At 46.8% G+C, this 22487-nt stretch carries 18 protein-coding genes and 1 pseudogene; 10 read left to right on the top strand and 9 right to left on the bottom strand.

What is annotated here, in order from left to right:
• Positions 1-106 precede the first annotated feature (106 nt).
• The 4 genes from gmtY to greB are packed head-to-tail and all read left to right on the top strand — an operon-like array spanning position 107 to position 6492.
• Positions 107-1405 (top strand): gamma-mobile-trio recombinase GmtY, encoded by a 1299-nt coding sequence (gene gmtY / locus VPR01S_RS07215; protein ID WP_021704647.1) that lies wholly within the window; start codon positions 107-109, stop codon positions 1403-1405.
• Complete coding sequence (gmtZ, locus tag VPR01S_RS07210) at positions 1395-5369, top strand: gamma-mobile-trio integrase GmtZ (RefSeq protein WP_021704646.1); 3975 nt, start codon at positions 1395-1397, stop codon at positions 5367-5369. The genes gmtY and gmtZ overlap by 11 nt, the downstream gene beginning before the upstream one ends.
• A gap of 1 nt (position 5370) precedes the next feature.
• Positions 5371-5994: a gamma-mobile-trio protein GmtX gene (gene gmtX / locus VPR01S_RS07205; RefSeq protein ID WP_021704645.1), complete on the top strand. Its 624-nt coding sequence runs from the start codon at positions 5371-5373 to the stop codon at positions 5992-5994.
• A gap of 18 nt (positions 5995-6012) precedes the next feature.
• Entirely contained in the window at positions 6013-6492 is a 480-nt protein-coding gene (gene greB, locus VPR01S_RS07200) for a transcription elongation factor GreB (protein ID WP_021704644.1), read from the top strand.
• Here the strand turns inward: greB and VPR01S_RS07195 are convergent.
• A complete protein-coding gene (locus tag VPR01S_RS07195) occupies positions 6489-6803 on the bottom strand; it encodes a helix-turn-helix domain-containing protein (protein ID WP_021704643.1) in 315 nt (104 codons plus the stop codon). The genes greB and VPR01S_RS07195 overlap by 4 nt on opposite strands.
• A gap of 98 nt (positions 6804-6901) precedes the next feature.
• Here VPR01S_RS07195 and VPR01S_RS07190 point away from each other — a divergent pair, with 98 nt between their 5' ends.
• The 4 genes from VPR01S_RS07190 (at position 6902) to VPR01S_RS07175 (ending at position 11538) form a co-directional block, all read left to right on the top strand.
• Positions 6902-7447 (top strand): VspR family transcription factor, encoded by a 546-nt coding sequence (locus VPR01S_RS07190; protein WP_021704642.1) that lies wholly within the window; start codon positions 6902-6904, stop codon positions 7445-7447.
• A 113-nt stretch (positions 7448-7560) separates the two neighbouring features.
• Positions 7561-8799 (top strand): metallophosphoesterase family protein, encoded by a 1239-nt coding sequence (locus VPR01S_RS07185; RefSeq protein ID WP_021704641.1) that lies wholly within the window; start codon positions 7561-7563, stop codon positions 8797-8799.
• 2 nt (positions 8800-8801) lie between these two features.
• A complete protein-coding gene (locus VPR01S_RS07180; RefSeq protein ID WP_021704640.1) occupies positions 8802-10598 on the top strand; it encodes an ORC-CDC6 family AAA ATPase in 1797 nt (598 codons plus the stop codon).
• A complete protein-coding gene (locus VPR01S_RS07175) occupies positions 10591-11538 on the top strand; it encodes a hypothetical protein (protein WP_021704639.1) in 948 nt (315 codons plus the stop codon). The genes VPR01S_RS07180 and VPR01S_RS07175 overlap by 8 nt, the downstream gene beginning before the upstream one ends.
• 37 nt (positions 11539-11575) lie before the next feature.
• On the opposite strand, the gene VPR01S_RS07170 is transcribed toward VPR01S_RS07175, so the two are convergent.
• Positions 11576-12067, bottom strand: coding sequence for a hypothetical protein (locus VPR01S_RS07170; RefSeq protein WP_021704638.1), 492 nt, complete (start codon positions 12065-12067; stop codon positions 11576-11578).
• 92 nt (positions 12068-12159) lie between these two features.
• Positions 12160-12300: pseudogene (locus tag VPR01S_RS22095) on the bottom strand (transcription elongation factor GreB); the annotation flags it as partial.
• A gap of 151 nt (positions 12301-12451) precedes the next feature.
• Here VPR01S_RS22095 and ompR point away from each other — a divergent pair.
• Positions 12452-13171: an osmolarity response regulator transcription factor OmpR gene (gene ompR, locus VPR01S_RS07165; protein ID WP_021704636.1), complete on the top strand. Its 720-nt coding sequence runs from the start codon at positions 12452-12454 to the stop codon at positions 13169-13171.
• 83 nt (positions 13172-13254) lie between these two features.
• Positions 13255-14553: a two-component system sensor histidine kinase EnvZ gene (gene envZ / locus VPR01S_RS07160; RefSeq protein WP_021704635.1), complete on the top strand. Its 1299-nt coding sequence runs from the start codon at positions 13255-13257 to the stop codon at positions 14551-14553.
• A gap of 44 nt (positions 14554-14597) precedes the next feature.
• Here envZ and VPR01S_RS07155 read toward each other — a convergent pair whose 3' ends face one another.
• The 6 genes from VPR01S_RS07155 to gmk form a co-directional block, all read right to left on the bottom strand.
• Positions 14598-15986, bottom strand: coding sequence for a uracil-xanthine permease family protein (locus VPR01S_RS07155; protein ID WP_021704634.1), 1389 nt, complete (start codon positions 15984-15986; stop codon positions 14598-14600).
• A gap of 225 nt (positions 15987-16211) precedes the next feature.
• Complete coding sequence (gene recG, locus VPR01S_RS07150; RefSeq protein ID WP_281169125.1) at positions 16212-18323, bottom strand: ATP-dependent DNA helicase RecG; 2112 nt, start codon at positions 18321-18323, stop codon at positions 16212-16214.
• Between the two features lie 65 nt (positions 18324-18388).
• Entirely contained in the window at positions 18389-19075 is a 687-nt protein-coding gene (gene trmH, locus VPR01S_RS07145; RefSeq protein ID WP_021704632.1) for a tRNA (guanosine(18)-2'-O)-methyltransferase TrmH, read from the bottom strand.
• Positions 19076-19143: 68 nt separating this feature from the next.
• The gene (gene spoT / locus VPR01S_RS07140) at positions 19144-21264 is read right to left on the bottom strand and encodes a bifunctional GTP diphosphokinase/guanosine-3',5'-bis pyrophosphate 3'-pyrophosphohydrolase (RefSeq protein WP_021704631.1); all 2121 of its coding nucleotides are present in this window, start codon (positions 21262-21264) and stop codon (positions 19144-19146) included.
• Positions 21265-21315: 51 nt separating this feature from the next.
• Positions 21316-21588 carry a DNA-directed RNA polymerase subunit omega gene (gene rpoZ, locus VPR01S_RS07135; protein WP_021704630.1) on the bottom strand — a complete coding sequence of 91 codons (273 nt, stop codon included), beginning with the start codon at positions 21586-21588 and terminating at the stop codon, positions 21316-21318.
• Between the two features lie 103 nt (positions 21589-21691).
• Positions 21692-22315, bottom strand: coding sequence for a guanylate kinase (gene gmk / locus VPR01S_RS07130; RefSeq protein WP_021704629.1), 624 nt, complete (start codon positions 22313-22315; stop codon positions 21692-21694).
• Positions 22316-22487: the final 172 nt, after the last annotated feature.

Genomic DNA, 22487 nt, shown 5'->3' with positions numbered 1-22487 from the left:
TCGCACTATTACTAAGGCGATAGCTTGCTTGAGTATCAATTTGAAAATATAGGAACCACTAACTATATACTAAGTATTACTTAGAAATCCTAAGCTGGTTGTTGCTATGAGTTATGTATTAAAACGTCGAGTTTTCTATCGGGCAAGCCCAATATCAAAGCCCATTGAGTTGAATGGTGTCTTCACTGAAAGTGGTTTGCTTATTAGCCATCTTAGATATCTTTACCAACATAGATTTAAGTCCCAGTCGTGGCACGAAAGAAGTACCTTTTCCATAAATTTATTACTCAAGTATATTGCGTGTCAGCAAACAAAATTCTCATCATCAACAGAGCTGTTAAGAGAATTTGTATCGGCTCTGCTAAATGGAACAATCGATTACGATAAAGATGACACTGGTCTATGGTGGAAACCAAGGAGGATAGAAGATACGAACGTAATACTTGGACACATTAATTCATATTGTGACTACCTAGACCAACTTAATGGAACAGAACTACCCAAAATTAACCCTATGCGATTGGCCACAAAAGCTGAAGAACGAATGCTTTGGTGCGCCTACTATCGTAGGAGTAGTAAATGCTTCTTAAATCATCTAATGAATGTGCCAATGAAAAGAGCTTTACATGTTAGAAGTATTCAAACTATGCAGCGACATGTTATATCAACGGAACCCGCACATCGTTTCCCTGAATCACAAATCAATTGTTTATTTTATCAAGGATTCAAAAATGCCGCGGGAAAACTGGACTATGGCTCAATACTTTTGACCTGGTTGATGCATTACGGGGGACTAAGACTATCGGAATGTTTTCACATCTTTATAAATGACATTTCAATTGATAAAAAAACTGGTGCTTCGATAATTTCGGTATTCCACCCTTCTGATGGGAGCTCTCCAAAGCAAGGGTTTAGAAATAGAAAAGACTATCTTCAAAGTGTCTTCCGACTCCTTCCAAGAAATGAATATTTGAGAAGCCAAAAACTACACTCTGGATGGAAAAATCCGCTGCTAACTAGCAAAAACCTTTCTTTTGACATTTTATTCTTTCCGCCATCCAAAGCTATTGAATTCACAAAGCTTTTACAAATTTATTTAGCAACACAACCTCGGGGTTTTCACCCCTTCTTATTTTCAAATACTCAAGGACTACCTGAAACAAAGAAGAACTTTATCCAGAAGTATACAAGAGCTATTTCTAGGATAGGAATGAGCGTTGGAAAATCAGAGGGAACCACACCACATGCACACAGACACGCATATGGATATAGATTAAGGGAGGCAGGGTTTGATCAACTAACTATTCAAAAAGCAATGCACCATAAGAGCCCTGAGAGTTGTCTTGTTTATATAGCCCCATCTGATAATGATGTAAGGCAATGGATGCAACAGTATGAAGACTAAGAGTAAATATCTACATTATATCGAAGCAAGTATAGCTACCCAAAAATTACAAATCACTTCATATAATGACTATCAAAAAAGGTTTCATCGGGACCCCTATTTACCACGCCATCCAGAAAGAGTTTATTCAAAAAACTGGATTGATTGGTCAGGTTTTTTAGGATTCGCCCCCAAGAGGTTCTATCGAACAATCAAAAAAGCCAAGCTCAAGGTCTTAGCTATGGGAATAAATAGTGTGCACCAGTACAGAAAAAGGTATCACGAAAGCCCTTTTTTACCTTCAAACCCCCACAAGTACTACGAGAGTGATTGGATTAGCTGGTCAGATTTTCTTGGTAAAGAAAAAAAACTTCATTACTCAACGCTACAAGAAGCAAAGAAAGCAGTTTTAAAGCTTGGTATTACTACACAAAAAGAATACCAAAAAAGGTACAAAGAAGATCCCTACCTACCCTCCTTACCAAATAACAAATATCAATCTGAGTGGATAAATTGGAATGACCTATTCTCTAAATCTAAAAAGGAATTTTACTCTTCATTGGAGGAGGCAAAAAGAGCATCATTGGCCTTAGGTATAAAGACTGCAACCCAGTACTCAGGCGCCTATAAACAAGACCCAAAACTACCATCAGTTCCAGAAATCAAGTATCAGGCGGAATGGAAAGGATGGGATGCATTTTTTGGACGAGAGCAACGTAAACTATACACAACATATAGCGAAGCGAATGAGGCAGTAAAAGCGCTTGGAATTACTACTTCAGCTGAATATAAAAAGCGTCGAAGAGAAGATCCCAAATTACCCGCCAGTCCAGATACAAAATATCAATCAGAATGGAAAGGATGGCCTGTATTTCTAAATAGGAGACTCTCTAAACCCTACCCTCTTTTGAGCCAAGCCAAAAAGGCAGCAAAGCAACTCAACATTTACTCCCAAAAGCACTACGCCAAAGTATATAAAAAAGATGCTAGGCTACCATCTAATCCTGAAAGGTTTTACTCTCTAGAGTGGATAGATTGGAAAGACTTCCTTAGTTTAGAAACTTGTTATTCAACATTTGAGGAAGCCAAAAAGCAAGCTTCTACACTAAATGCTATATCTATTAAAGATTACAAAAAGAAGTGTTGTAAGAAGCCTTTACTGCCTCAATGCCCAAATAAAGTATACTGCGACGATTGGACATCCTGGATGGACTTCTTACTCCCAAGAAAAATCACAAATCTTCAGACATTTAAGCTAAGTTGCAGCATTCTAAGAATACGCAACTCTCGAATGTATAGAAAAGCCCGAAAACGATGGGCTGTATTACCAGCGAAACCAGAACAGTTAACAGGTTGGATCAGTTGGTACGACTCTTTAGATATTCCACGACCATACGAGTATAAAGATCTCACACTTTTAACTCGTACTCACGACTGTAAAACGATGAGAGATTATCAAAAGATGCGCAGATCTCTCAAAGACCCCCGAATCCCAAGAGCTCCAGAAAAAGTTTATAAAGGCAAAGGATGGACAAACACTTTCGACTTTTTTGGATTAGATCGACCATACCAAGTTAAATATCTCAAAAAAGAATGGGAATTATGGGGAACAAAAATTCAGGAGTTCCTTAGAACCGCAAGAGGTGGAGATACCAAAGCGAAAGATCTATGTGAGTTTGTTCGCGAATACATTGAACCGAATGACTTCGAAGCATGCCCCTTAGAGTTCCTCACGCGTGGCTCGACAAACATTCAACCAATGCTCCATCTATTTGAACAAGTACCGGTGACACGTAGAAAAAAGTGGGTCTTCTCTATCAATGAATTCTTAGATTGGATTATCTCGAACTATCTGATTTTGGAAGACACCGAGACCGGAGAAGTTACTCATATTAAGGGAACCAAAAACCCTTTTAGCCACGTTAGCTTTAGTGGAGAAGTTGCACCGCAAGTCATTAATGAAACAGACAAGATGGCGCTGCCTTATCAATACGTAAAACAAGGGCGTGAGTGGATATTTCCCTCAGATTCAATAGAAAAAAAACTACGCTATCGGGACTTGACCCATTTACATCGTTTTTCATCAGATTGGGTGCAGATAAAAGACGGTTCTCTCCTAGATAAAAATGATCCTGACTGCGTATTCAAAGTTGAAAATGGAAAAACCTTTCTATGGTTTCCAACATACTGGACCTATACGTATTCATTGATGCAACTCCCCGCAAGAGGAATGCAAATCGTCTACTGTGACTCTGGAGAGGCCGACAATGAGCTTGCCGATTTTAAGAACGGTAAAGTCATTTGGAAGAAAAATAGGACTATGTTGGCAGGCTTAACCAACCAACAGGGCATGGTTAATAAGTCCGGCCAAGGAGAGTTCGGTGTCCACTACACTTCGAACAAAACCAAGTTTGATGGTTCGGGCTACACGATTCCCTTCATGCCTATAGAGTTGGCATATTGGTTGGTAAAGCTGAGAAAGTGGCAACAGAAATATAATCCACTTAAGGAACCAACGAAATGGCTTGATTGTGAGCGCACTAATCTAAACGAAGTACAGCGTAAGCACAAAGGGTCGAATTGCTTTTTATTCCGAGACTATCTAGAAAAAGAGCCAGGCACATTTGGTGGCAGACTAACGACACGGCTTGCATCTGCACTATATTTCTCTGGCAAGAATGATATTACAACGGCTACCTACCAAGGACTGAAATACAATCAATCGATCAAAGAGTTGGAAAAGAGTCAAACGATACCGCTTTCACACTTCAAATCCCCCTACACTCCGCACTCAATGCGCGTCAGTTTGATCAACGCGTACGCGTATGAATTCGGTATTCCTTTAGAAGTCATAATGAAGCTAGTTGGTCACTCAAACATCATTATGTCTATCTACTATCTCAAGAGCGATAAAACTGGTGCCAACTTACGAGAGAAAATGGAGTTGGGAGAAAAGGAAGCTTTGAGCAAAGCAACACAAACGCTCAAATCGTTTGTTGAGCAACAGAGAATCGAGGAGGTTAAATCACAGTTGGTAGGCTCATCTGTGGATCTACTAAATTCAGTAGACAATGCTCGGCCGGCTTCCAGTTATCTTTGGAAAGACTTTGGCATATGCCCTGTAGGCGGTGCTTTCTGTTCTGAAGGGGGAAGTCCAGTAGCCACAAAAGCTAATATATATCACCCAGTACCAGCAGGTTATTTGGGTGAGCAGAATTGCTTTCAGTGTCGATTCTTTATTACCGGCCCTGCTTTTATGGTTGGCCTTGCAGCCATGTTCAATGAGATAAGCCTAGCCTTAAATACTCAGTCTATACGTTACACTTCGCTTGGGCAGAAGCTGGATGATATTGCAGAAAAGATAGATATCATTGATCACCAACTTTACAAATTAAAAGTGGATAGCTCAGAGAAGTCAGCTTTGGAGTCAGATAGACGTAAGTTGGTTGGAGAGCGTATGCATTTGAACTCGGAAATTGAAACACGAGCGAAGAAGTTAGATCTATACCTATCGGATATGAACGCGATTCACCGACATATACATAATTGTCAGACTCTTATGCATAACCCTCAAGAAAACACTGAGAGTCACTATCAGCTTATTGTTCCACATGAGTTTACATTAGGTGTTGAGCTTGATGAAGTAAGCAGCTTTCATCAGCTATCAGAGGTATGTTCGAACGCTGAGCTGTACCATAGTTGTAGTGATGATTTGGCAGTTACCAGACGCTCCCAAATGATCGACAAAATGATGGTCGAAAACGGTATTCAGCCACAATTCTTCTTACTGTCAGAAGAAGAACAGCTTGCAGTCGGGAATCAGTTAACAGAGCTAATGCTGACACGGTTGAAAGGCTGGGAGAACGTTAACCGTCTTATGGATGGGAGTTTGACTTTAAAGGACTTTTCGATAGATAGCCAGTTCGATGAAAAGACGATCCGTGAACTGTTTGAGCGGTCGAAATCATTAATGAGGATCGGTTAGCATGTCAGAAATTACTCCAGAGCAAGTACTAAGTCAGCTAAAAATGAAAGCTTCATCTCGGGTACAAAAATCATTAGAGGCCGTGTTCACCATATGCAAGGAACAGCAAGAGCGTGGATTGAACGACTTCAGTTATTCAACGATAGCTCGTCTTGGAAAAGGGCGAGGTGTTCCAGCTGCACAAAGCATCCGAAACAAGACGGGTGAATCATACCGAGCCTTAATTGCTAGCTTCAACTCTGCACAAAAAGACCAACCAGGGCCGGCACGAAACACCTCAAAAGGTAAGATGCACGCTTGGATAGATGAACTAGACGATCCAGTAGTTAAGCTTCAAGCCAACATTCTCTACTCTCAGAAAAAGGAAGCGGAGCGATTACTTAATGAAGTTGTCCCTATCAATCAGGTAATTGAAGTGTTCGATAGCGTTGATGTATCTGTAGCTCCTATCAAGCTCACTGAACTAGAGCGAAGCGCATTGGAGTATCTTATTTCTAGTGAGTTTTTGCGCAGACATCAATTGGAGCTTGGAAAAAATGGCAGTATAGTCTCGAGTGATACTCAAAAGTCTTTTTTCCCTGTAGCGACTTTGGATGCAATTAAAAAGGCACTACAGAACTTATAGATAACTTGGATTGTAGAAGTGAAAACAAAGCTAATCACCAGAGAAGGTTATAACAAACTCAAAGCAGAACACGATCATTTATGGAATGAAAAGCGCCCAGAAATTACCAAAATCGTTACATGGGCAGCCAGCCTTGGCGATCGCTCGGAAAACGCTGACTACACCTTCAACAAACGCTTACTTCGTCAAATAGACCGTCGTGTTCGCTTTCTTCGTAAGTTTCTGCCTGAAGTGACCATTGTTGACTACTCTCCTCAACAAGAAGGAAAGGTTTTCTTCGGAGCTTGGGTTGAGATTGAGAATGAAGCCGGGGATGTTAAGACATTCAGAATTGTTGGCCCTGAAGAAATCTATGGAGATGCAAAAGACTACATCTCTATTGATTCACCAATGGCGAGAGCATTGTTGAAAAAGGAAGTGGATGACGAAGTAACGGTTCGTACACCGGAAGGTGACAAGGAATGGTTTATTAACTCAATTAGCTACAACAAACCCTAGTTTTCCTCATAACTACTCAACTTACGGATAAGCTCCTGCCTCTCCTCTTCACTTAGTTTAGCAATCAAACAAGCTAACTTAGCGGAGCTTTCTTCCTCACAAAAGAAATAGTTCAAAGGGACACCTAGTTCATCTGCAATGAGCTTAAGAGTTTGTACATCTGGGGTGTGCTTTCCCTTCTCATACTGGTTCATCCTAGGACTCGCTGAGCTTTCTTCCATACCGATACTCACCCCCAAGGCTTTTTGGGAGAGTTTTGCTTCTTGACGCGCTTCTTTGAGGCGCAATGGTATTGGGCTTTGGAATGACACTTACGGCTCATATCTTGATTCTCGAATTAACTAAGATTTTCTTAGTTTTACTGATTTCTGTATACTAAGCAATCCTTAGTTTTATATGTAGCATTCAAATGAAAAGTCACAAAAAAATTAACTATCTTATGTATAAACTTTTGATTCAGGAGAATCGTGATGGTTTTGAAGTACTAGAAGCCAGAGATGTATTGATGGATGCATTTGCAGTGTCAACAGATGCAAACGAGGCCCGCAAACAAATTTACCGTCAGTTGAGGTTCTTCGAAAGAAAAGGATGGCTTAAAACTAATGGTAATGGCCGAAGTAAAAAGTACTTCCAAACAAGCAAGTTCAAAGAGATGTCAGTAACCCCTAGATTAAAGGCTCCGCTGTTGTACTTAGATAATGCTCCTACTATCGAAAACAATTATTGCACACTTGAAACAGAGCTAAAGCAGAATCAAAAAGAGCTTGAAATTCTAATCGCAGAAGAAAGTGAATATCTAACGCTTCAAAGCCGTTTCCCTGAACTAAAAATTCGCTTATCAGTATTGGTTCAAGGGTCAAAGAAACGCCACGTGTCGCTTTTAGGGAGAATAAATGCTTTAAAAGGAGTCCTTGAGTCAATATCAAAAGGCTCATACGGAAAGTCCTTGAGCTAGAATTATATGAATATCATCAATAATTTCTAGTTTAAAGCACATATTTTGTTGTTTAACTACAATGATTTAAATGCGAGAATATGCTCATTGGTTAACATGAACATTAAAGTTATATGGACTCTAAAATAGCAATAATCAGTGACTTACACTGCGGTAGAGGTAGTATTGCCAAGGACTTTAGTATTGGCGAAACTGCAAATGCGGTCATTCCTGATTTTTTTGAGGATTTTGAAACTTTTGTCACTCGAGAATCAATAGGCGCAGATTATTTGCTGGTGAGTGGAGATATAACACATGAAGCTGACGAGGAGGAGTTTGAACTTGCAGAAAAAAGGATACTCGAATGTGCTAGAGTACTAGGAGTTCCTCCTGAAAAAGTTCTTGTCATTCCAGGCAATCATGATGGCAACTGGGAGCATGAAAGCAAGGCCATTCAGCAACAGCAAGACGAACTAACGACTCTCAGACGAAAATATAAGAATTTTCGTTCCCTTTCATTAAGCATCAAGCAGCAGGGCAATGCTACATTTGGAAATTTAACTGAGCCACCGTGGTTCTCGATTCACGAATTAGACCCATTTACTGTAGTCGCAATTAATTCTGCTGCACATGACTCTTCGGAATCAGACGTACATCACGGCTCTGTATGCTCCAAAACCATAGAAGCACTTGGTTCTTGGCTGGAGAGTAACAAAGACAGCCTGAAACACAAATGTATCGTATTTCTGTTACACCATCATCCAGTACAATACCCTGACTATCCATACGAAACAGCCGACTTAAGTATCCTTAACAATTCAGCACAATTGATGAACTTAGCGACAAACTACGATATAGGGTTCATAGTGCATGGTCATAAACACATCCCCCAAATAAAACTTCACATTGATGAAGTTATGCATCCTGTCAACATCATCTGTGCTGGTAGTTTCTCTTCCAGATTAGATGACCGATGGTTGCAAGGTCAGGGCAATTTTTTTCATATCATTGATGTATCTTTAGAAGATGTAAAACTTCCTAAAGGCAGGCTCATTAGTTGGGCTAGGTACGCTGGACATGGCTGGATTAACTGGCAGCAAAAAAAGCTATCTGGTGTAAATCATATAGAAAACTTCGGAAACAGCTTAGGCTTTAAAGAGCTAAAGGAAAGCCTGAGCAATATTCTAAAGAACCTCTTTTCTAGAAAAGATCATGTGAAGTGGGACGAAGTAATCCAAGTAGAGCGTAGCTTTGGGTTTTGTCATTCAAGGCTGATTGAAAAAGTGGTTCAGAGTTTAGAAAAAGAACTAGGGTTCGAAACATACCCAATTAACGATTCAACGTCGTTTGTGTTTATCAAGGTAGGAGTCTGAGCATGTCTGAAAGAAGCAGCATCTTTGAACATTCAAATGCACGATACCTGAACTCCACTCAACTAGCTGATGAATTCATTTGGACCTATTCATTTGATCGTTTGTTATCAAACAAAAATAACATCGTTCTCGGTTCCAGAGGTTCTGGTAAGACAGCTCTAGTGAAGATGTTATCTCATGAATACTTATCTAAATACAATGGTGACAAAGCCAGAGATATCATTAAAAATAACTTGTTGATAGGGACATATGTACCATTAAAAATTGAATGGGTCAAAACACTAGATAAAGACAACGATTATTTCATCTGGAGTCTAAACTTATCTTCATGCAGTAGATTAATTTCAACAATAAAGAGCCTTACAAAAGCTAATATTCCAGATGAAATTGAACGAGTGCTTTGTGAGAGAAGTCTATCAAAGAAAATATCTGAAAAGTGGTTCTCAAAGCCTTTAACTCAGCTTACACATATAGAGCAAGAACTAGAAGATATTGAGTTCAAAAAACACTTGGCAATTAATAAGTCCAAACTCGGAATTACTCTTAGCGATGAGGAGTTATCGAATGGAATTGCATTCTCACTACCTTTGTTTGAACCCTTCATTCAAGCAGTTAAGATCATAAATCGAGAATTAAGCATCTCCGATAATTCAAGTTGGGTTTTGTGTATCGATGAGGCTGAATTTTTAACTGAAGCTCAACATATTATTTTGAACTCTCAAATGCGCTCATACAAAGAGCTAGTCTTTAAGATTACAACAATGCCATATAAGCACCACTCTCTAAATACTGATAGCAGTGCTCCATTAGCTATTGGGCACGATTTTGAGTATCTGTATGTTGATAATCTTGGGCTAGAAAGCTTCTCTAGTGAACAAAAAAAACGAGAACTTTTCAGCTTCGCTGAGTCTTTGCTTCAAAGCCGACTTCGAAGCGCTGGTTACTCTAAAGAGATATCATTAAAAGATATATTTGGGGAATCCGACTTACTTGACAACCCCAAAGAAACTATTGGCTACGACAATTTCATAGCTCTTGCAAGAGAGAACTTTGATGACGTTACTAAAAAAAGATTGAACAATTATTTAGAAAAAGGAAATCGGTCTCTTTTGAACTCCTCAATAATAAATAAGACAAGCGGATTATTATTATTAAGAGAAGCACATAAAGTATTTACTGGAAATTCCTCTCCTAGAATATATTCTGGCTCATCTCTTGTAGCAAAATGCTCTGATGGAAACCCAAGAAGGCTACTGAGGCTATATAACTTTCTTTTAGCGGATAAGCTAAAGAGCAAAGCAAGCCAGGAGCAACTTAAAGTATCACCGAATGAACAAGGAAGAAGGCTTAGAGACTACTCATCAATAGAGCTCGAAAATCTAAACATAGAAAAAAATGGGACTCAAGCTTTTGATATCATAAGTTCAATAGGACGGTATATCAAAGAACAAACGCATAATCATAAAATTGCAACGGAAAATATAAGTTCAGTTACATTTGATTATATGGATGATGATGTTTGGGAGCATATAAAAAGTGCTGTTGATTTGGGACTGCTTTATCCAGATCTAACAAAACGAGAGGATGGAAATAAAATGCCTGTAAAATCTGGTGTTTTCTGCTTGGCTTTCTGCCTATCCCCTCACTTTTTCATAATGCCGAGAAAAGGAAAAACTGTTAGTTTATCTAAAATTCTCAAACAGCCAAAATACAAAGGCTTAGTTAACAAGATTGCTCATGCTAAGCAGCTCAATCAGCAAATGAGCTTATTTAGTTCTAATGGTGATGAAAATGAATAACCTCTATGTAGAAGATATTTCAAATGGCGAACTGGCAAGCACAATATATGACATTGCTTTTTTTTCTGCGGGTTATGAAGAGCGATGCTTAGAAGTACCATCAACTGTCCATAACCAACAAGCGAAGCATGTTGTAATACTCGAGTACAACGAACATAAAGAGGACAACACTAGAAAAGATGTGGATCTTTTTTACAGAACATATTGGAGAGAAGCCAAGCGAGTAGAAAAATCTCACTCTGATGCATCTGAAATCTACCACGAGATTCTTCGTGCAATAGCTATCAGACCCAAAGGTGAAGTATTCAGGGTATTAGTAGACTATACATCCATGTCAAGAGTCTGGTACTCATCGATCATTAGCATACTTTTACAGCATTTAGATATAGCTATATGTATAGATTTTACTTACACCAATGGGTACTACCAAGATGTAAACCTCAACGTTGAACTGGGAAGCCTAAAAGTAATTCCTGGATGTGAAGGGTCAGCACTAACAAAAAAAAATACAGCTGCAATTTTTATGCTAGGGTTTGATCGCAATGGTCCGCATAGGCTGTATAACATAATTAATCCAAGCAAGTCTTACGGAGTCTTAGCATCACCAGCAGCATCTCATGAATATGTGGGAAAATGTATCGACGAGAACAGGCTATTTATTGAACATCAACTAGGTGGTGAAAAGAATATACTCCACTTGCCTATCAACAGTTTATCTATCTGCTATGAGCAACTACTTCAGGTAGTGAATCCTCTATTAAATGACTACAATGTAACCATTGTACCTTTTGGTCCAAAACCACATATTTTAGCTTCAGTTCTCTGTGGAATGACCAACAGAAATGTAACATGTATGTACTCCGAATACATTCGTAGAAATACTTCAAGAGTTGAATCTCGCGGAGAAGTCACTATTTCTAGGGTACATAAACTAGCTTGAAATAAGTAACACCACATAGAGCACTGGTTCTATGTGGTTACTTTTTCACCCATTGCCAATCACCACTTTTGACTTCATTCGTTGTTTTAGAGTTTCCAATCCACTTACCTTCCATTTGTTTTCCCGATTTAACAATTAGATGAAAAGAACCTGAATATCCTAGAGAATCGTTAAGGTCATGCCACTCACCGACAAACTGGTCACGATCTAGCTTCCCAAATAACACATATGTATCATCTCCAGAGTGGAACTCACTGTAACAATAGCTCCCTAGTTGTCTCATTCTCGCCGCGCTCTGACGCGAACTATCTGTATCGAATGTTGTACTACTTTTAACGAACCAGCTTTGTTGCCATTCCCCTTTTATTTCTGGAGGATTGGAACGAAACAAAGTTCGAACTGGGAGAAAGTGCAGGAACTTAACTGCATAAATAGCCAACTTGAGGTCCAAAAGAAACTTAAGTAAGAGAGCAAATAAAAAGCCGATAGAAGTATTAAGTATCAAGTTTGGGTCGAATTGAAGGCTCATCAGTACACCAAATAGTATGTATAATTAAATTTAACCACACCATATCAGATATTTAGCCATTAATAGTATTAATTTAATTCAACTAAATACTAGTCCGCGTTCTCACTGCGGTCGCCCAGACTGGCGGCCCAGGTGACTTTTTTGGTGACTTCAGGGCGCTCTTCTCTCCATAGAAAGTCGAGCTCTTTTTTAAGGCGATCAAAGCCTTCTCGGGTAATCAGATTGGTTTTCATATTGTTGATGCTATCAGATTGCAACCTGCGGATACATTAGCTAAAAAAGACATAAACGTTAACAATTCTTTAAGCGACTTTTCGCGAACGGGTGGTACATTGCATACTGCCATCCTGTCTGGGCAATGGGTTTATTTGGTGGAGTCTTTACATGCAAGAAAACTTTAAGATCCTCGTGGTCGATGACGATGCACGTTTGCGTGCGTTGCTGGAACGTTACCTGTCGGAACAAGGTTTCCAGGTACGTAGTGTGGCAAACAGTGAGCAAATGGACCGTCTGTTGACGCGTGAAAACTTCCACCTGATGGTGCTGGATCTGATGTTGCCGGGCGAAGACGGTTTGTCGATCTGCCGCCGGCTGCGCAACGCCAACAACATGTTACCGATCCTGATGCTGACTGCCAAAGGTGATGAAATCGACCGGATTGTCGGTCTGGAAGTCGGCGCGGACGATTATCTGCCTAAGCCGTTTAACCCCCGTGAGTTGCTGGCACGGATCAAAGCGGTATTGCGTCGTCAGGTGATTGAAGCGCCGGGCGCTCCGAGTTCTGAGGAATCGGTGGTGGAATTCGGTGAGTTTCGCCTTAATCTCGGAACCCGAGAAATGTTCCGTGGTGATGAGCCTATGCCACTGACGTCTGGTGAGTTTGCGGTGCTTAAAGCCCTGGTGACCAACGCGCGTGAGCCGATGTCACGCGACAAGCTGATGAATATGGCGCGTGGACGGGAGTACTCCGCCATGGAACGCTCGATCGACGTGCAAATCTCGCGTTTGCGCCGCATGCTGGAAGTCGACCCGAGCAAACCTCGTTACATTCAGACGGTGTGGGGGCTGGGCTACGTCTTTGTCCCCGACGGTAAAGAAGCGTAAGCTTGACCTTCCGGCTCCGGTTGCCCGCGCAACCGGAGCTTTTTGTTTGTCTTCCTGCTCCAATTGGCTCTCAAGGTAATGTTATGCGTATCCGCAGCTCGTTGACTCAATCCATTTTGTTGCTGATCACTTTGCTGATCGCCAGCCAGGTCTATTCCTACTACGCGGTATTTAATTACGCACTGTTGCCGAGTTTGCAGCAATTCAACAAGATTCTCGGCCATGAAATTAACCTGATGCTGGATGATTCTGAGGAGCTCAATGCCGGGCTGGATGCGCCGCAGCGTCGCCGGGTGCTTGAGCAGTTGGGCGTGACGATACATCCGGAAGACAGTCCGATTGCCGAAGAGTACCGCCATGCGGTCAGTATTGATCTGATGAGTGAAGAGATGAGCCAGGAGCTCGGGGTTCCGACCGATGTGCGCATGATGCTCGGACAGGAAAGCTACATTCTGTGGATGAAAACCGATGCTCTGCCGGGCGCGTTAATCCGCATTCCGCTCTCGGAGTTACAGGAAGAAGACTTTGCGCCGCTGTTTCGTAACAGCCTGATCATGGCGCTGCTGATCGTCGCCGGTGGCTGGCTGTTTATCCGGTTGCAGAATCGGCCTTTGGTGGCGCTTGAGCGTGCCGCTAAGGACGTGGGCCGGGGCGAAATCCCACCACCGCTGCCAGAAAAAGGCGCCACGGAGATCCGCTCGGTCACCCGGGCGTTTAACCAGATGTCAAAAGGCATTCAGGCGCTCGAAGAAGACCGCGCGCTGCTGATGGCCGGCATCAGTCACGACTTACGCACGCCGCTGACCCGCATTCGGCTGGCGACGGAAATGATGTCGCCACAGGACAGTTATCTGGCGGAAGGCATCATCGGTGACACCGAAGAGTGCAATGAGATCATCAGTCAGTTTATGGATTACCTCAAACCAGTCAATCAGCAGAGCTTTGAAGCGGTCAGCCTCAATGATTTGGCCCGCGACGTGGCGACGTCGGAAGGGGGGTATGAAATTCAGGTTGAAACGGAGCTGAATCCGCAGATGAAAGATGCCATCGGCAGCCCCATCGCGATCAAGCGCGCGATCAGTAATCTGGTGGTGAACGCCATTCGCTATGGCAACGGTTGGGTAAAAGTCAGCACCGGCATGACGGCCGACAACAAACTGGCGTGGGTGTGTGTGGAAGATAATGGCCCGGGGATTGAAAACAGCCAGATCGGTAAGTTGTTCGAACCTTTTACCCGGGGCGACACCGCGCGGGGCAGTGAAGGGACCGGATTGGGGCTGGCAATCGTGAAGCGGATTGTCAGCCAGCATCGCGGCGCTGTGGTGGTGAATAACCGCTCACAAGGCGGACTCAAAGCTCAGATCAGCTTTCCAACCCGTTAAACTCCCTCAAGCGCGCGGCCGCGGGCCTGAGGGAGTCGGAATGGTTAGGACTCCGTTGCGCGCTCGCGCTCTGCATCGGTCAGTTTTTCCGGCAGCAGCAGATTGAGCACGATTGCGGTGATGCCACCGGCGGCGACGCCGGAGGAGAAGATGCTCTTAATGAACTCGGGCATGAACTGGAGGATTTCCGGTTTCTGCGCAATGCCCAGCCCCATAGAAAACGACAGTGCCATGATCAGAATTGCGCGGCGGTCGAGCTCCACGCGGGAGATAATGCGCACCCCGGCAGCGGCGATGGTGCCGAACATCACTATGGTTGCGCCGCCCAGCACAGGTTCCGGGATAAGCTGGACAAAGCTGGCCACGCCAGGAAACAGACCCAGCAAGACCAGCATGGCGGCGATGAAGTAGCCTACATATCGGCTGGCCACACCGGTCAGCATGATCACCCCATTGTTCTGGCTAAAAGTGGAATTCGGGAAGCTGTTTAGCAGCGCCGCCAGGGCGGAGTTTAACCCGTCAGCCAGTACGCCGCCTTTGATGCGTCGCATGTAGACCGGGCCTTTGACCGGCTCGCCAGACACTTCTGAAGTCGCGGTAATGTCACCAATCGCCTCCAGCGCCGTGATAAGGAAAATCAGTACCAGCGGAATAAACAGCGACCAGTCAAAGCTCAGTCCATACTGCATGGGAACCGGCAAGGCGATCAGCGCGGTGTCACCCAGTTGTGAGCTATCAACCATGCCCATGAAATAAGCCAGCAGGTAACCGACCAGCATGGCAATCACAATCGATGCGACCCGAATGTACGGGTTGCGGGCGCGGTTGAGCAGGACGATCAGCCCCAGTACCGTACCCGCCAGCGCCAGTTTGTCCAGGCTGCCGAACGTGCCATCACCGAGCGCCGCATATCCGCCACCCATTGAAACCAGACCGACCTGGATCAGCGTCAGGCCGATCAGGGTCACCACAATTCCAGACACCAGGGGAGTGATCACCCGGCGTGCGTAATCCAGCACGCGTGACAGCAGAATTTCAGCAAATGAGGCCACCAGAATGGTGCCGAAAATCGCCGCCATCATGGTCGACAGATCCGCGCCGCCCGCTTTCAGTGCCAGCCCGGCGCCGATGATCGGGCCGAGGAAGTTAAAGCTGGTGCCCTGAACGGACAACAGCCCGGAACCGATCGGCCCAAAGGTCCGGATCTGGATAAAAGACGACAGGCCGGACGCGAATAATGACATGCTGATGATGGTGTTGGTTTGCTCGGCCGGCACACCAAGCGACTGGCAGATGATCAGCGACGGGGTAATGATGGCGACAAACATGGCCAGCAGGTGCTGCAGGGCAGCGAAAAGGGTTTGCGGTAGCGGTGGTTTATCGTTGAGCTGATAAACCAGGTCGGTATGTCGCGAAGCGTTGTGGTTAGCCATGGAAGTTTCCTGTCAGAGCACCACTGATATTCGCTGAATGGGGACATCAGTGGGAGCCGGCACGTTATCTGTGATTGCTGTTAATCAGGGCCGGATCAGCGTGGAGCACATGCGGAGTCGGATCCGCGCGAAAAATTGGCCGGAATTATAAAAGGTTTTTTATTAAAAGCAAACGTTTGCCTTGTGAGGGGGAAAGGGGAGCTGTGGCGATATTGGTTGGAAAAATCACGCCTTGGCGTACACGTCGCGCTCACCGAGCCAGCGGTCGATAATGGCGGTGGCGTTGTCTGGATATTGCTGGTGAATGTAGCGGGCGATGCGCTGAACTTCCGGGATCAGGCGCTGATCGCGGACCAGATCGGCAATTTTGAAATCCGCCAGTCCGGTCTGTTTAGTGCCGAGCAGTTCGCCCGGTCCGCGAATTTCCAGATCGCGCTGGGCGATCACGAAACCGTCATTGCTTTCGCGCAGCACCCCCAGACGCTTTTGCGCCGTTTTGGACAGTGGCGCGTGATAGAGCAGCACACAGTGGCTCGCCACCGAGCCCCGGCCGACGCGCCCGCGTAACTGGTGCAACTGAGCCAGGCCAAGTCGCTCCGGGTTTTCAATGATCATCAGGCTGGCATTGGGTACGTCCACCCCAACTTCAATCACGGTGGTGGCGACCAGCAGGTGGAGTTGATTGTCTTTGAACGCTTGCATCACCGCTTGTTTTTCGGCCGGTTTCATTCGGCCGTGGACCAGGCCGATCTTGACGTCCGGCAGTCGGCGTTGCAGCTCTTCGGCGGTGTCAGCGGCGGCCTGCGCCTCCAGAACTTCGGACTCGTCAATCAGGGTACAGACCCAATAAGCTTGTTTGCCTTCGTCAAGACAGGCATGGCGGACACGCTCAATGATGTCGTCACGCTTGGTGGCCGGGATGGCGACCGTCTGGATCGGTGTCCGGCCCGGTGGTAATTCATCGATCACGGAGGTTTCCAGATCCGCGTAGGCGGTCATGGCGAGGGTGCGCGGGATAGGGGTTGCGGTCATGATCAACTGGTGAGGATACGCGCCTTGTCGGGCACCTTTCTCACGTAATTCCAGGCGCTGATGTACCCCGAAACGGTGTTGTTCATCAATGATCACCAGGGCCAGGTGATGGAACGCCACGTGTTCCTGAAACAGAGCATGGGTGCCGACCACCATCTGCGCTTCGCCGCTGGCAATCCGCGCCAGCTCGGCCTCTTTGGCTTTGCCTTTCAGTTTGCCCGCCAACCAGCCGACCTGAATCCCCATGCTTTCAAACCAGTTGGCGAAATTGAGTGCATGTTGCTCTGCCAGCAGTTCGGTGGGCGCCATCAGGGCGACCTGATAACCGTGCTCAATCGCCCGCACGGCCGCCAGCGCGGCCACCAGTGTTTTGCCTGAGCCAACATCGCCCTGCACCAGACGCATCATCGGGTGTGGCTGCGTGAGATCCGCTTCAATTTCTTTCACCACCCGTGACTGGGCTCCGGTCGGCGTAAAGGGCAACTGTGCCAGTAACCGCTGCTTGAGTTGTGAGGCGTCGGGCAGCGGCAATGCCGCATCACGCTGGCCTTGGCTGCGTACCGCCAGCATCGACAGATTCTGTGCCAGCAGCTCTTCCATGATCAGCCGGATTTGTGCCGGATGACGCCCCTGATCGAACTGGTCGAGATCGATGTCAGGCGGTGGCCGGTGAATGGTATGCAGAGCCTGAGCCAGCGTCAGTTGGTGGTCGTAAAGTCCGGTGGGCAGCAGTTCCTGCACCGCCGCTTTGTCCAGCAGTGCCAATGCCTGATCGGTCAGATTGCGTAAGGTGACTTGTCTCAGACCATCGGTGGTGGGGTAGACGGGTGTCAGGCTTTGCTCGACGTCCGGCTGACGTTCTGGCGCGTAAAACTTGTAGTCAGGGTGGATGATTTCCAGCCCCATATTGCCGCGTTTGATTTCACCGTATGCGTGCACCAGTTTGCCTTCGGCAAAGTTGTTTTTCATCGCGGCGGTAAAATTGAAAAAACGCAGCGTGATGGTGCCGTTGCCGTCACTGAGTTTGACCGTCAGCATCTTGCGCCGGCCAAACAGGGTATCAACCGCCATGACTTTTCCCTGCACGGCGGCCCACAAGCCCGCATGCAGCTTGGCTACCGGGTAGACACGGGTACGATCTTCGTAACGCAGCGGCAGATGAAATAACAGGTCCTGAACGGTGTTGAGCCCGACTTTCGCCAGTTTTTCAGCCACTTTGGCGCCGACCCCGGACAGGGATGTTAGCGGAATAGCGGACAGTAACTGGGACATACGGGCTCTCTCGTTTTCGCGGTCAGTGGCGATAGTTAACCATTGGGCTGTGTTTTTGTACAGGAAAATTCACCCCAGTGTAGCCTTAGAGCTGAGGGTTATTTGCGCTGCATCTCCTGCCACCACTGTGGTTCGGCCACGATCTGACCGTCATCATCCAGAGGCGGATAGGCTAAGCCTTTGCGTTTGGCGACTTTGGCCAACACCGGGTGGCCGCGTTCAAACAAGGTACGGTGAATCTCATCGGCCGGCACCTGACTGGCGTCATTGTCGTACATCCCGGCGGCACTGCGTTGTCGCTGGGCTTCATAGAGGATAACCGCACTGGCAACGGACACATTGAGGGATTGCACCATGCCGAGCATCGGAATGATGATGTCCTGATCCGCGAGACGTTTGGCGGTCTCTGAGGCCCCGGCTTTCTCACTGCCGAGTATGATGGCGGTCGGCTTGGTGTAGTCGATGTCACGAAAATCCACCGCGCTGTCGGACAAATGGGTGACCAGCACCTGCATGCCCTGACGTTTCAGCTCGCCGATGGCGCTTTCGATGTCATCGTGGGTGTCGACTTCCACCCAGTTACGCGCCCCGGCAGAGGTGTGGCTCAGCGTACGCATCTTGTCATTCGGCCAGACCGCATGAATGCGGTGCAGTCCGGTGGCGTCAGCGGTGCGGATCACCGCGGAAACGTTGTTGGGTTTGTGGACTTCTTCCAGACACAGGGTCAGATCGGTCTGGCGGGCTTTCAGCACCTGCTGAATGCGTTGGTAACGTTCAGGATTCATAATTGGAGAAGGTTGCTCGCTAGGACAATACCATGCCCCTGACGGGTCAGGGGCATGAGTAACAGCGGTTAGTGTTTGCGGCGACGAACTTTCAGCGTCTGCGGCATGGCCTTAATCTTGCGCATGATGCTCGCCAGATGGACGCGATCTTTGGTCGTCAGCGCCACCGTCACGGTGTACAGGCGACCATCGCGTTCTTCGGTCGACAGGCCATGGATGTTAGAGCCAGTCTGCGAGATGACATTGGTCAGCTCGGCCAGAGCGCCTTGACGGTTTTGCATGTCCACCAGCAGCTCAGTAATGAACTCCTGATCGTAGTCACGTGACCATTCCACCGCCATGTACTTATCCGGCTCGCGCTGGTAGCCGCGTACGTTCGGACAGGTTTCACGGTGGACCACCAGGCCTCGGCCCGGTGAGACGTGGGCGATGATGTGATCGTCCGGAATCGGATGACAACAGTTGGCGAACGTCAGCAGAATGCCTTCCGCACCGCGGATCGGCAGTTTTTTCTTCGGCTGGCCGTCTTTGCCCATCACTTCCGTCAGTTCATCGGCATTTCCCAGTAGACGACGGGCAATCACGATGCTCATCAGTTCACCCAGACCGATGGCTGCCAACAGATCGTCGGTCGAGCCAATTTTAAGGTCGGTCAGAACGTGTTGAATGTTATCGTCACTGATGTCGCTGAGCGATTTTTCGCCCAGTGCATGGTTGAGCAGGCGGCGGCCCAGGGTGATCGACTCTTCCCGGCGCATGGTCTTGAGAACCTGACGGATTTTAGTGCGGGCACGGGAAGTCACCACATAGTTGAGCCAGGCGGCGTTCGGACGAGCGCCCGGGGCGCTGATGATTTCGATTGTCTGGCCGTTTTTCAGCGCTTTGCTGAGTGGGTACGGGTTGCGATCCACACGCGCGCCAACACAGGTGTTACCGACATCGGTGTGCACCGCGTAGGCAAAATCGACCGCGGTCGCGCCGACCGGCAGTTCAACAATGCGGCCTTTAGGCGTGAAGACGTAGATTTCGTCCGGGAACAGATCCGACTTCACGTTTTCGATGAACTCAAACGAGTTACCGGCACTTTGCTGCAGTTCCAGCAGGCTCTGCATCCAGCGCTGCGCTTTGATCTGCGCCGTGGTGCCGGATTTGTCGCCTTTGTCTTTGTACGACCAGTGCGCGGCGACCCCTTTGTCCGCCATTTGATCCATGTCTTCGGTTCGGATCTGAACCTCGACCGGTACCCCGTGCGGGCCGACCATCGAGGTATGCAATGACTGATAGCCGTTGGCTTTCGGGACCGCGATGTAGTCTTTCATGCGTCCCGGACGTGGTTTGTACAGGCTGTGTACCTGACCAAGTACCCGGTAGCAGGTATCGGCATCGTCCACCACCACACGGAATGCGTAGATATCCATAATGGTGTGGAAGCGCTGCTCTTTGCTCTTCATCTTGTTGTAGATGGAGAACAGATTCTTCTCCCGGCCGAAGACCCGCGCTTTAAGGCCGACTTCCTGCAGTCGCCCTTCAATTTCAAGATGGATCCGCTGGATCATCTCTTTACGGTTCCCCCGTGCCGCTTTGACCACTTCTTTCAGAACGCGGTAGCGGTTCGGGTACAAGGCTTCAAAGCCCAGCTCTTCCAGCTCGGTTTTGATATTGTGAATACCCAAACGGTGGGCCAGAGGAGAATAGATTTCCAGGGTTTCGCGCGCGATACGGCGTTTTTTGTCCGGACGAAGAGCACCCAAGGTGCGCATATTGTGGGTCCGGTCGGCCAGCTTGATCAGAATGACGCGGATATCCTGGACCATGGCGAGCACCATCTTACGAAAGTTCTCGGCCTGGGCCTCTTTGCGATCGCGAAATTTAAGCTTATCCAGCTTAGAGACACCGTCTACCAGCTCCGCCACCGTCGCGCCGAACTGGGATTCCAGCTCTTCTTTGGTGACATCACAGTCTTCGATGACATCGTGGAGCAGTGCCGCTTGCAGCGTTTCGATGTCCAGGCGCATTTCCGCCAGGATCCGGGCTACGGCGACAGGGTGGATGATGTATGGTTCACCGCTTGAGCGGGTTTGCCCTTCATGGGCATCTCTCGCTACCACATAAGATTGACGCAGAGCCTCAATCTGAGGCTCTGTTAGGTATTCTTGGGCAACGTCTTTGAGGCTATCGAATAGATACAAATTTCAGGCCCGGAAGGTTAGGTAAATCGAAGCGCGTCTTGCGACAACCGCTTAGCGGCTGTGTGCGATGCTGCTAACCGCAGCCAGTTCAGCGGCTTCTTGTTCTTGCTGTTCCTGACGCTCACGTGCATCAAGAACATCCTTAGTGATCAGACCTTCTTCGATTTCGCGCAGAGCGATAACCGTTGGCTTATCGTTCTCTTCCGGCACTAGTGAATCTTTACCGCCAGTTTGCATTTGACGAGCGCGGCGAGCCGCAATCAGAACAAGGTCGAAACGGTTGCCAATTTTTTCAACAGCGTCTTGTACAGTTACGCGTGCCATGAGGACTCCAATAAGTTACTTAAATTTAGAATGACGAGAAATTATACAACCTAACTTGTTTATATTCTAGCAATTAGGTTGTTTGTATCGTAGGTGGCTTATGTTACTCAGCCAGTAGCGCGTCAAGCATGCCTTTATATTTAGCAGCTTGCTTGTCTTGCTTCAATCTTTCTGCACGGATGATCGCTTTGAAATCCATTAACGCACCATCAAAGTCGTCGTTAACGATCACGTAATCATACTCGTTATAATGTGAAATTTCGGACTTAGCTTCGGCCATGCGCTTGGCGATCACGGCGTCGCTGTCCTGTCCACGGGCGTTGAGGCGGCGTTCCAATTCACCGTTGGACGGTGGCAGAATGAACACACTGCGTGCCTGTGGCATTTGTTGGCGGATCTGACGCGCCCCCTGCCAGTCGATATCGAGGAACACGTCGATGCCTTTTTCCAGATTCTCTTCGATCCAGATGCGTGATGTGCCGTAGTAATTGCCGAACACTTCCGCGTATTCCAGAAACGCGTTCTGCGCAATCAGATCTTCGAAGTGCTCTTTTTGCACGAAATGGTAATGTACGCCATCTTGCTCACCTGGGCGCATACCACGGGTAGTGTGGGAAACAGATACTTTCATCGCGTATGTCGGATTGGTTTCCAGCATCGCGGAAATTAAGCTCGATTTACCAGCACCACTCGGTGCTGAAACGATATATAGAGTACCTTTGCCCATCTGTACGGTTCCACATTGGTTTGGGGTGAGGCCGATATTGTTGCATCGACACGTTAAAGATAGCACTGACCTGCATGCGTTCGCATGGCTGGTGAAATTTAGGTCAGAAAAATGGAGGCGAAGAGTAGCACGATCCTCAGGATCTTCTCAAGACCATTCCCGCGTTCGTCAG

Origin of the sequence: Vibrio proteolyticus NBRC 13287, from assembly GCF_000467125.1 — a bacterium.
In the GTDB taxonomy this organism is placed as follows: Bacteria; Pseudomonadota; Gammaproteobacteria; order Enterobacterales; family Vibrionaceae; genus Vibrio; species Vibrio proteolyticus.
The sequence above is the reverse complement of the archived record's forward strand: the minus strand, read 5'-3'. Positions and strand labels throughout refer to the sequence as shown.

Bases quoted from the DNA above. Each gene is read 5' to 3' on its own strand.
- VPR01S_RS07155 (WP_021704634.1), bottom strand. From the start codon at position 15,986: ATGGCTAACCACAACGCTTCGCGACATACCGACCTGGTTTATCAGCTC.
- VPR01S_RS07170 (WP_021704638.1), bottom strand. From the start codon at position 12,067: ATGAGCCTTCAATTCGACCCAAACTTGATACTTAATACTTCTATCGGC.
- gmtX (WP_021704645.1), top strand. From the start codon at position 5,371: ATGTCAGAAATTACTCCAGAGCAAGTACTAAGTCAGCTAAAAATGAAA.
- gmtZ (WP_021704646.1), top strand. From the start codon at position 1,395: ATGAAGACTAAGAGTAAATATCTACATTATATCGAAGCAAGTATAGCT.
- ompR (WP_021704636.1), top strand. From the start codon at position 12,452: ATGCAAGAAAACTTTAAGATCCTCGTGGTCGATGACGATGCACGTTTG.
- trmH (WP_021704632.1), bottom strand. From the start codon at position 19,075: ATGAATCCTGAACGTTACCAACGCATTCAGCAGGTGCTGAAAGCCCGC.
- envZ (WP_021704635.1), top strand. From the start codon at position 13,255: ATGCGTATCCGCAGCTCGTTGACTCAATCCATTTTGTTGCTGATCACT.
- VPR01S_RS07175 (WP_021704639.1), top strand. From the start codon at position 10,591: ATGAATAACCTCTATGTAGAAGATATTTCAAATGGCGAACTGGCAAGC.
- gmtY (WP_021704647.1), top strand. From the start codon at position 107: ATGAGTTATGTATTAAAACGTCGAGTTTTCTATCGGGCAAGCCCAATA.
- VPR01S_RS07180 (WP_021704640.1), top strand. From the start codon at position 8,802: ATGTCTGAAAGAAGCAGCATCTTTGAACATTCAAATGCACGATACCTG.
- gmk (WP_021704629.1), bottom strand. From the start codon at position 22,315: ATGGGCAAAGGTACTCTATATATCGTTTCAGCACCGAGTGGTGCTGGT.
- VPR01S_RS07190 (WP_021704642.1), top strand. From the start codon at position 6,902: ATGAAAAGTCACAAAAAAATTAACTATCTTATGTATAAACTTTTGATT.
- rpoZ (WP_021704630.1), bottom strand. From the start codon at position 21,588: ATGGCACGCGTAACTGTACAAGACGCTGTTGAAAAAATTGGCAACCGT.
- VPR01S_RS07185 (WP_021704641.1), top strand. From the start codon at position 7,561: ATGGACTCTAAAATAGCAATAATCAGTGACTTACACTGCGGTAGAGGT.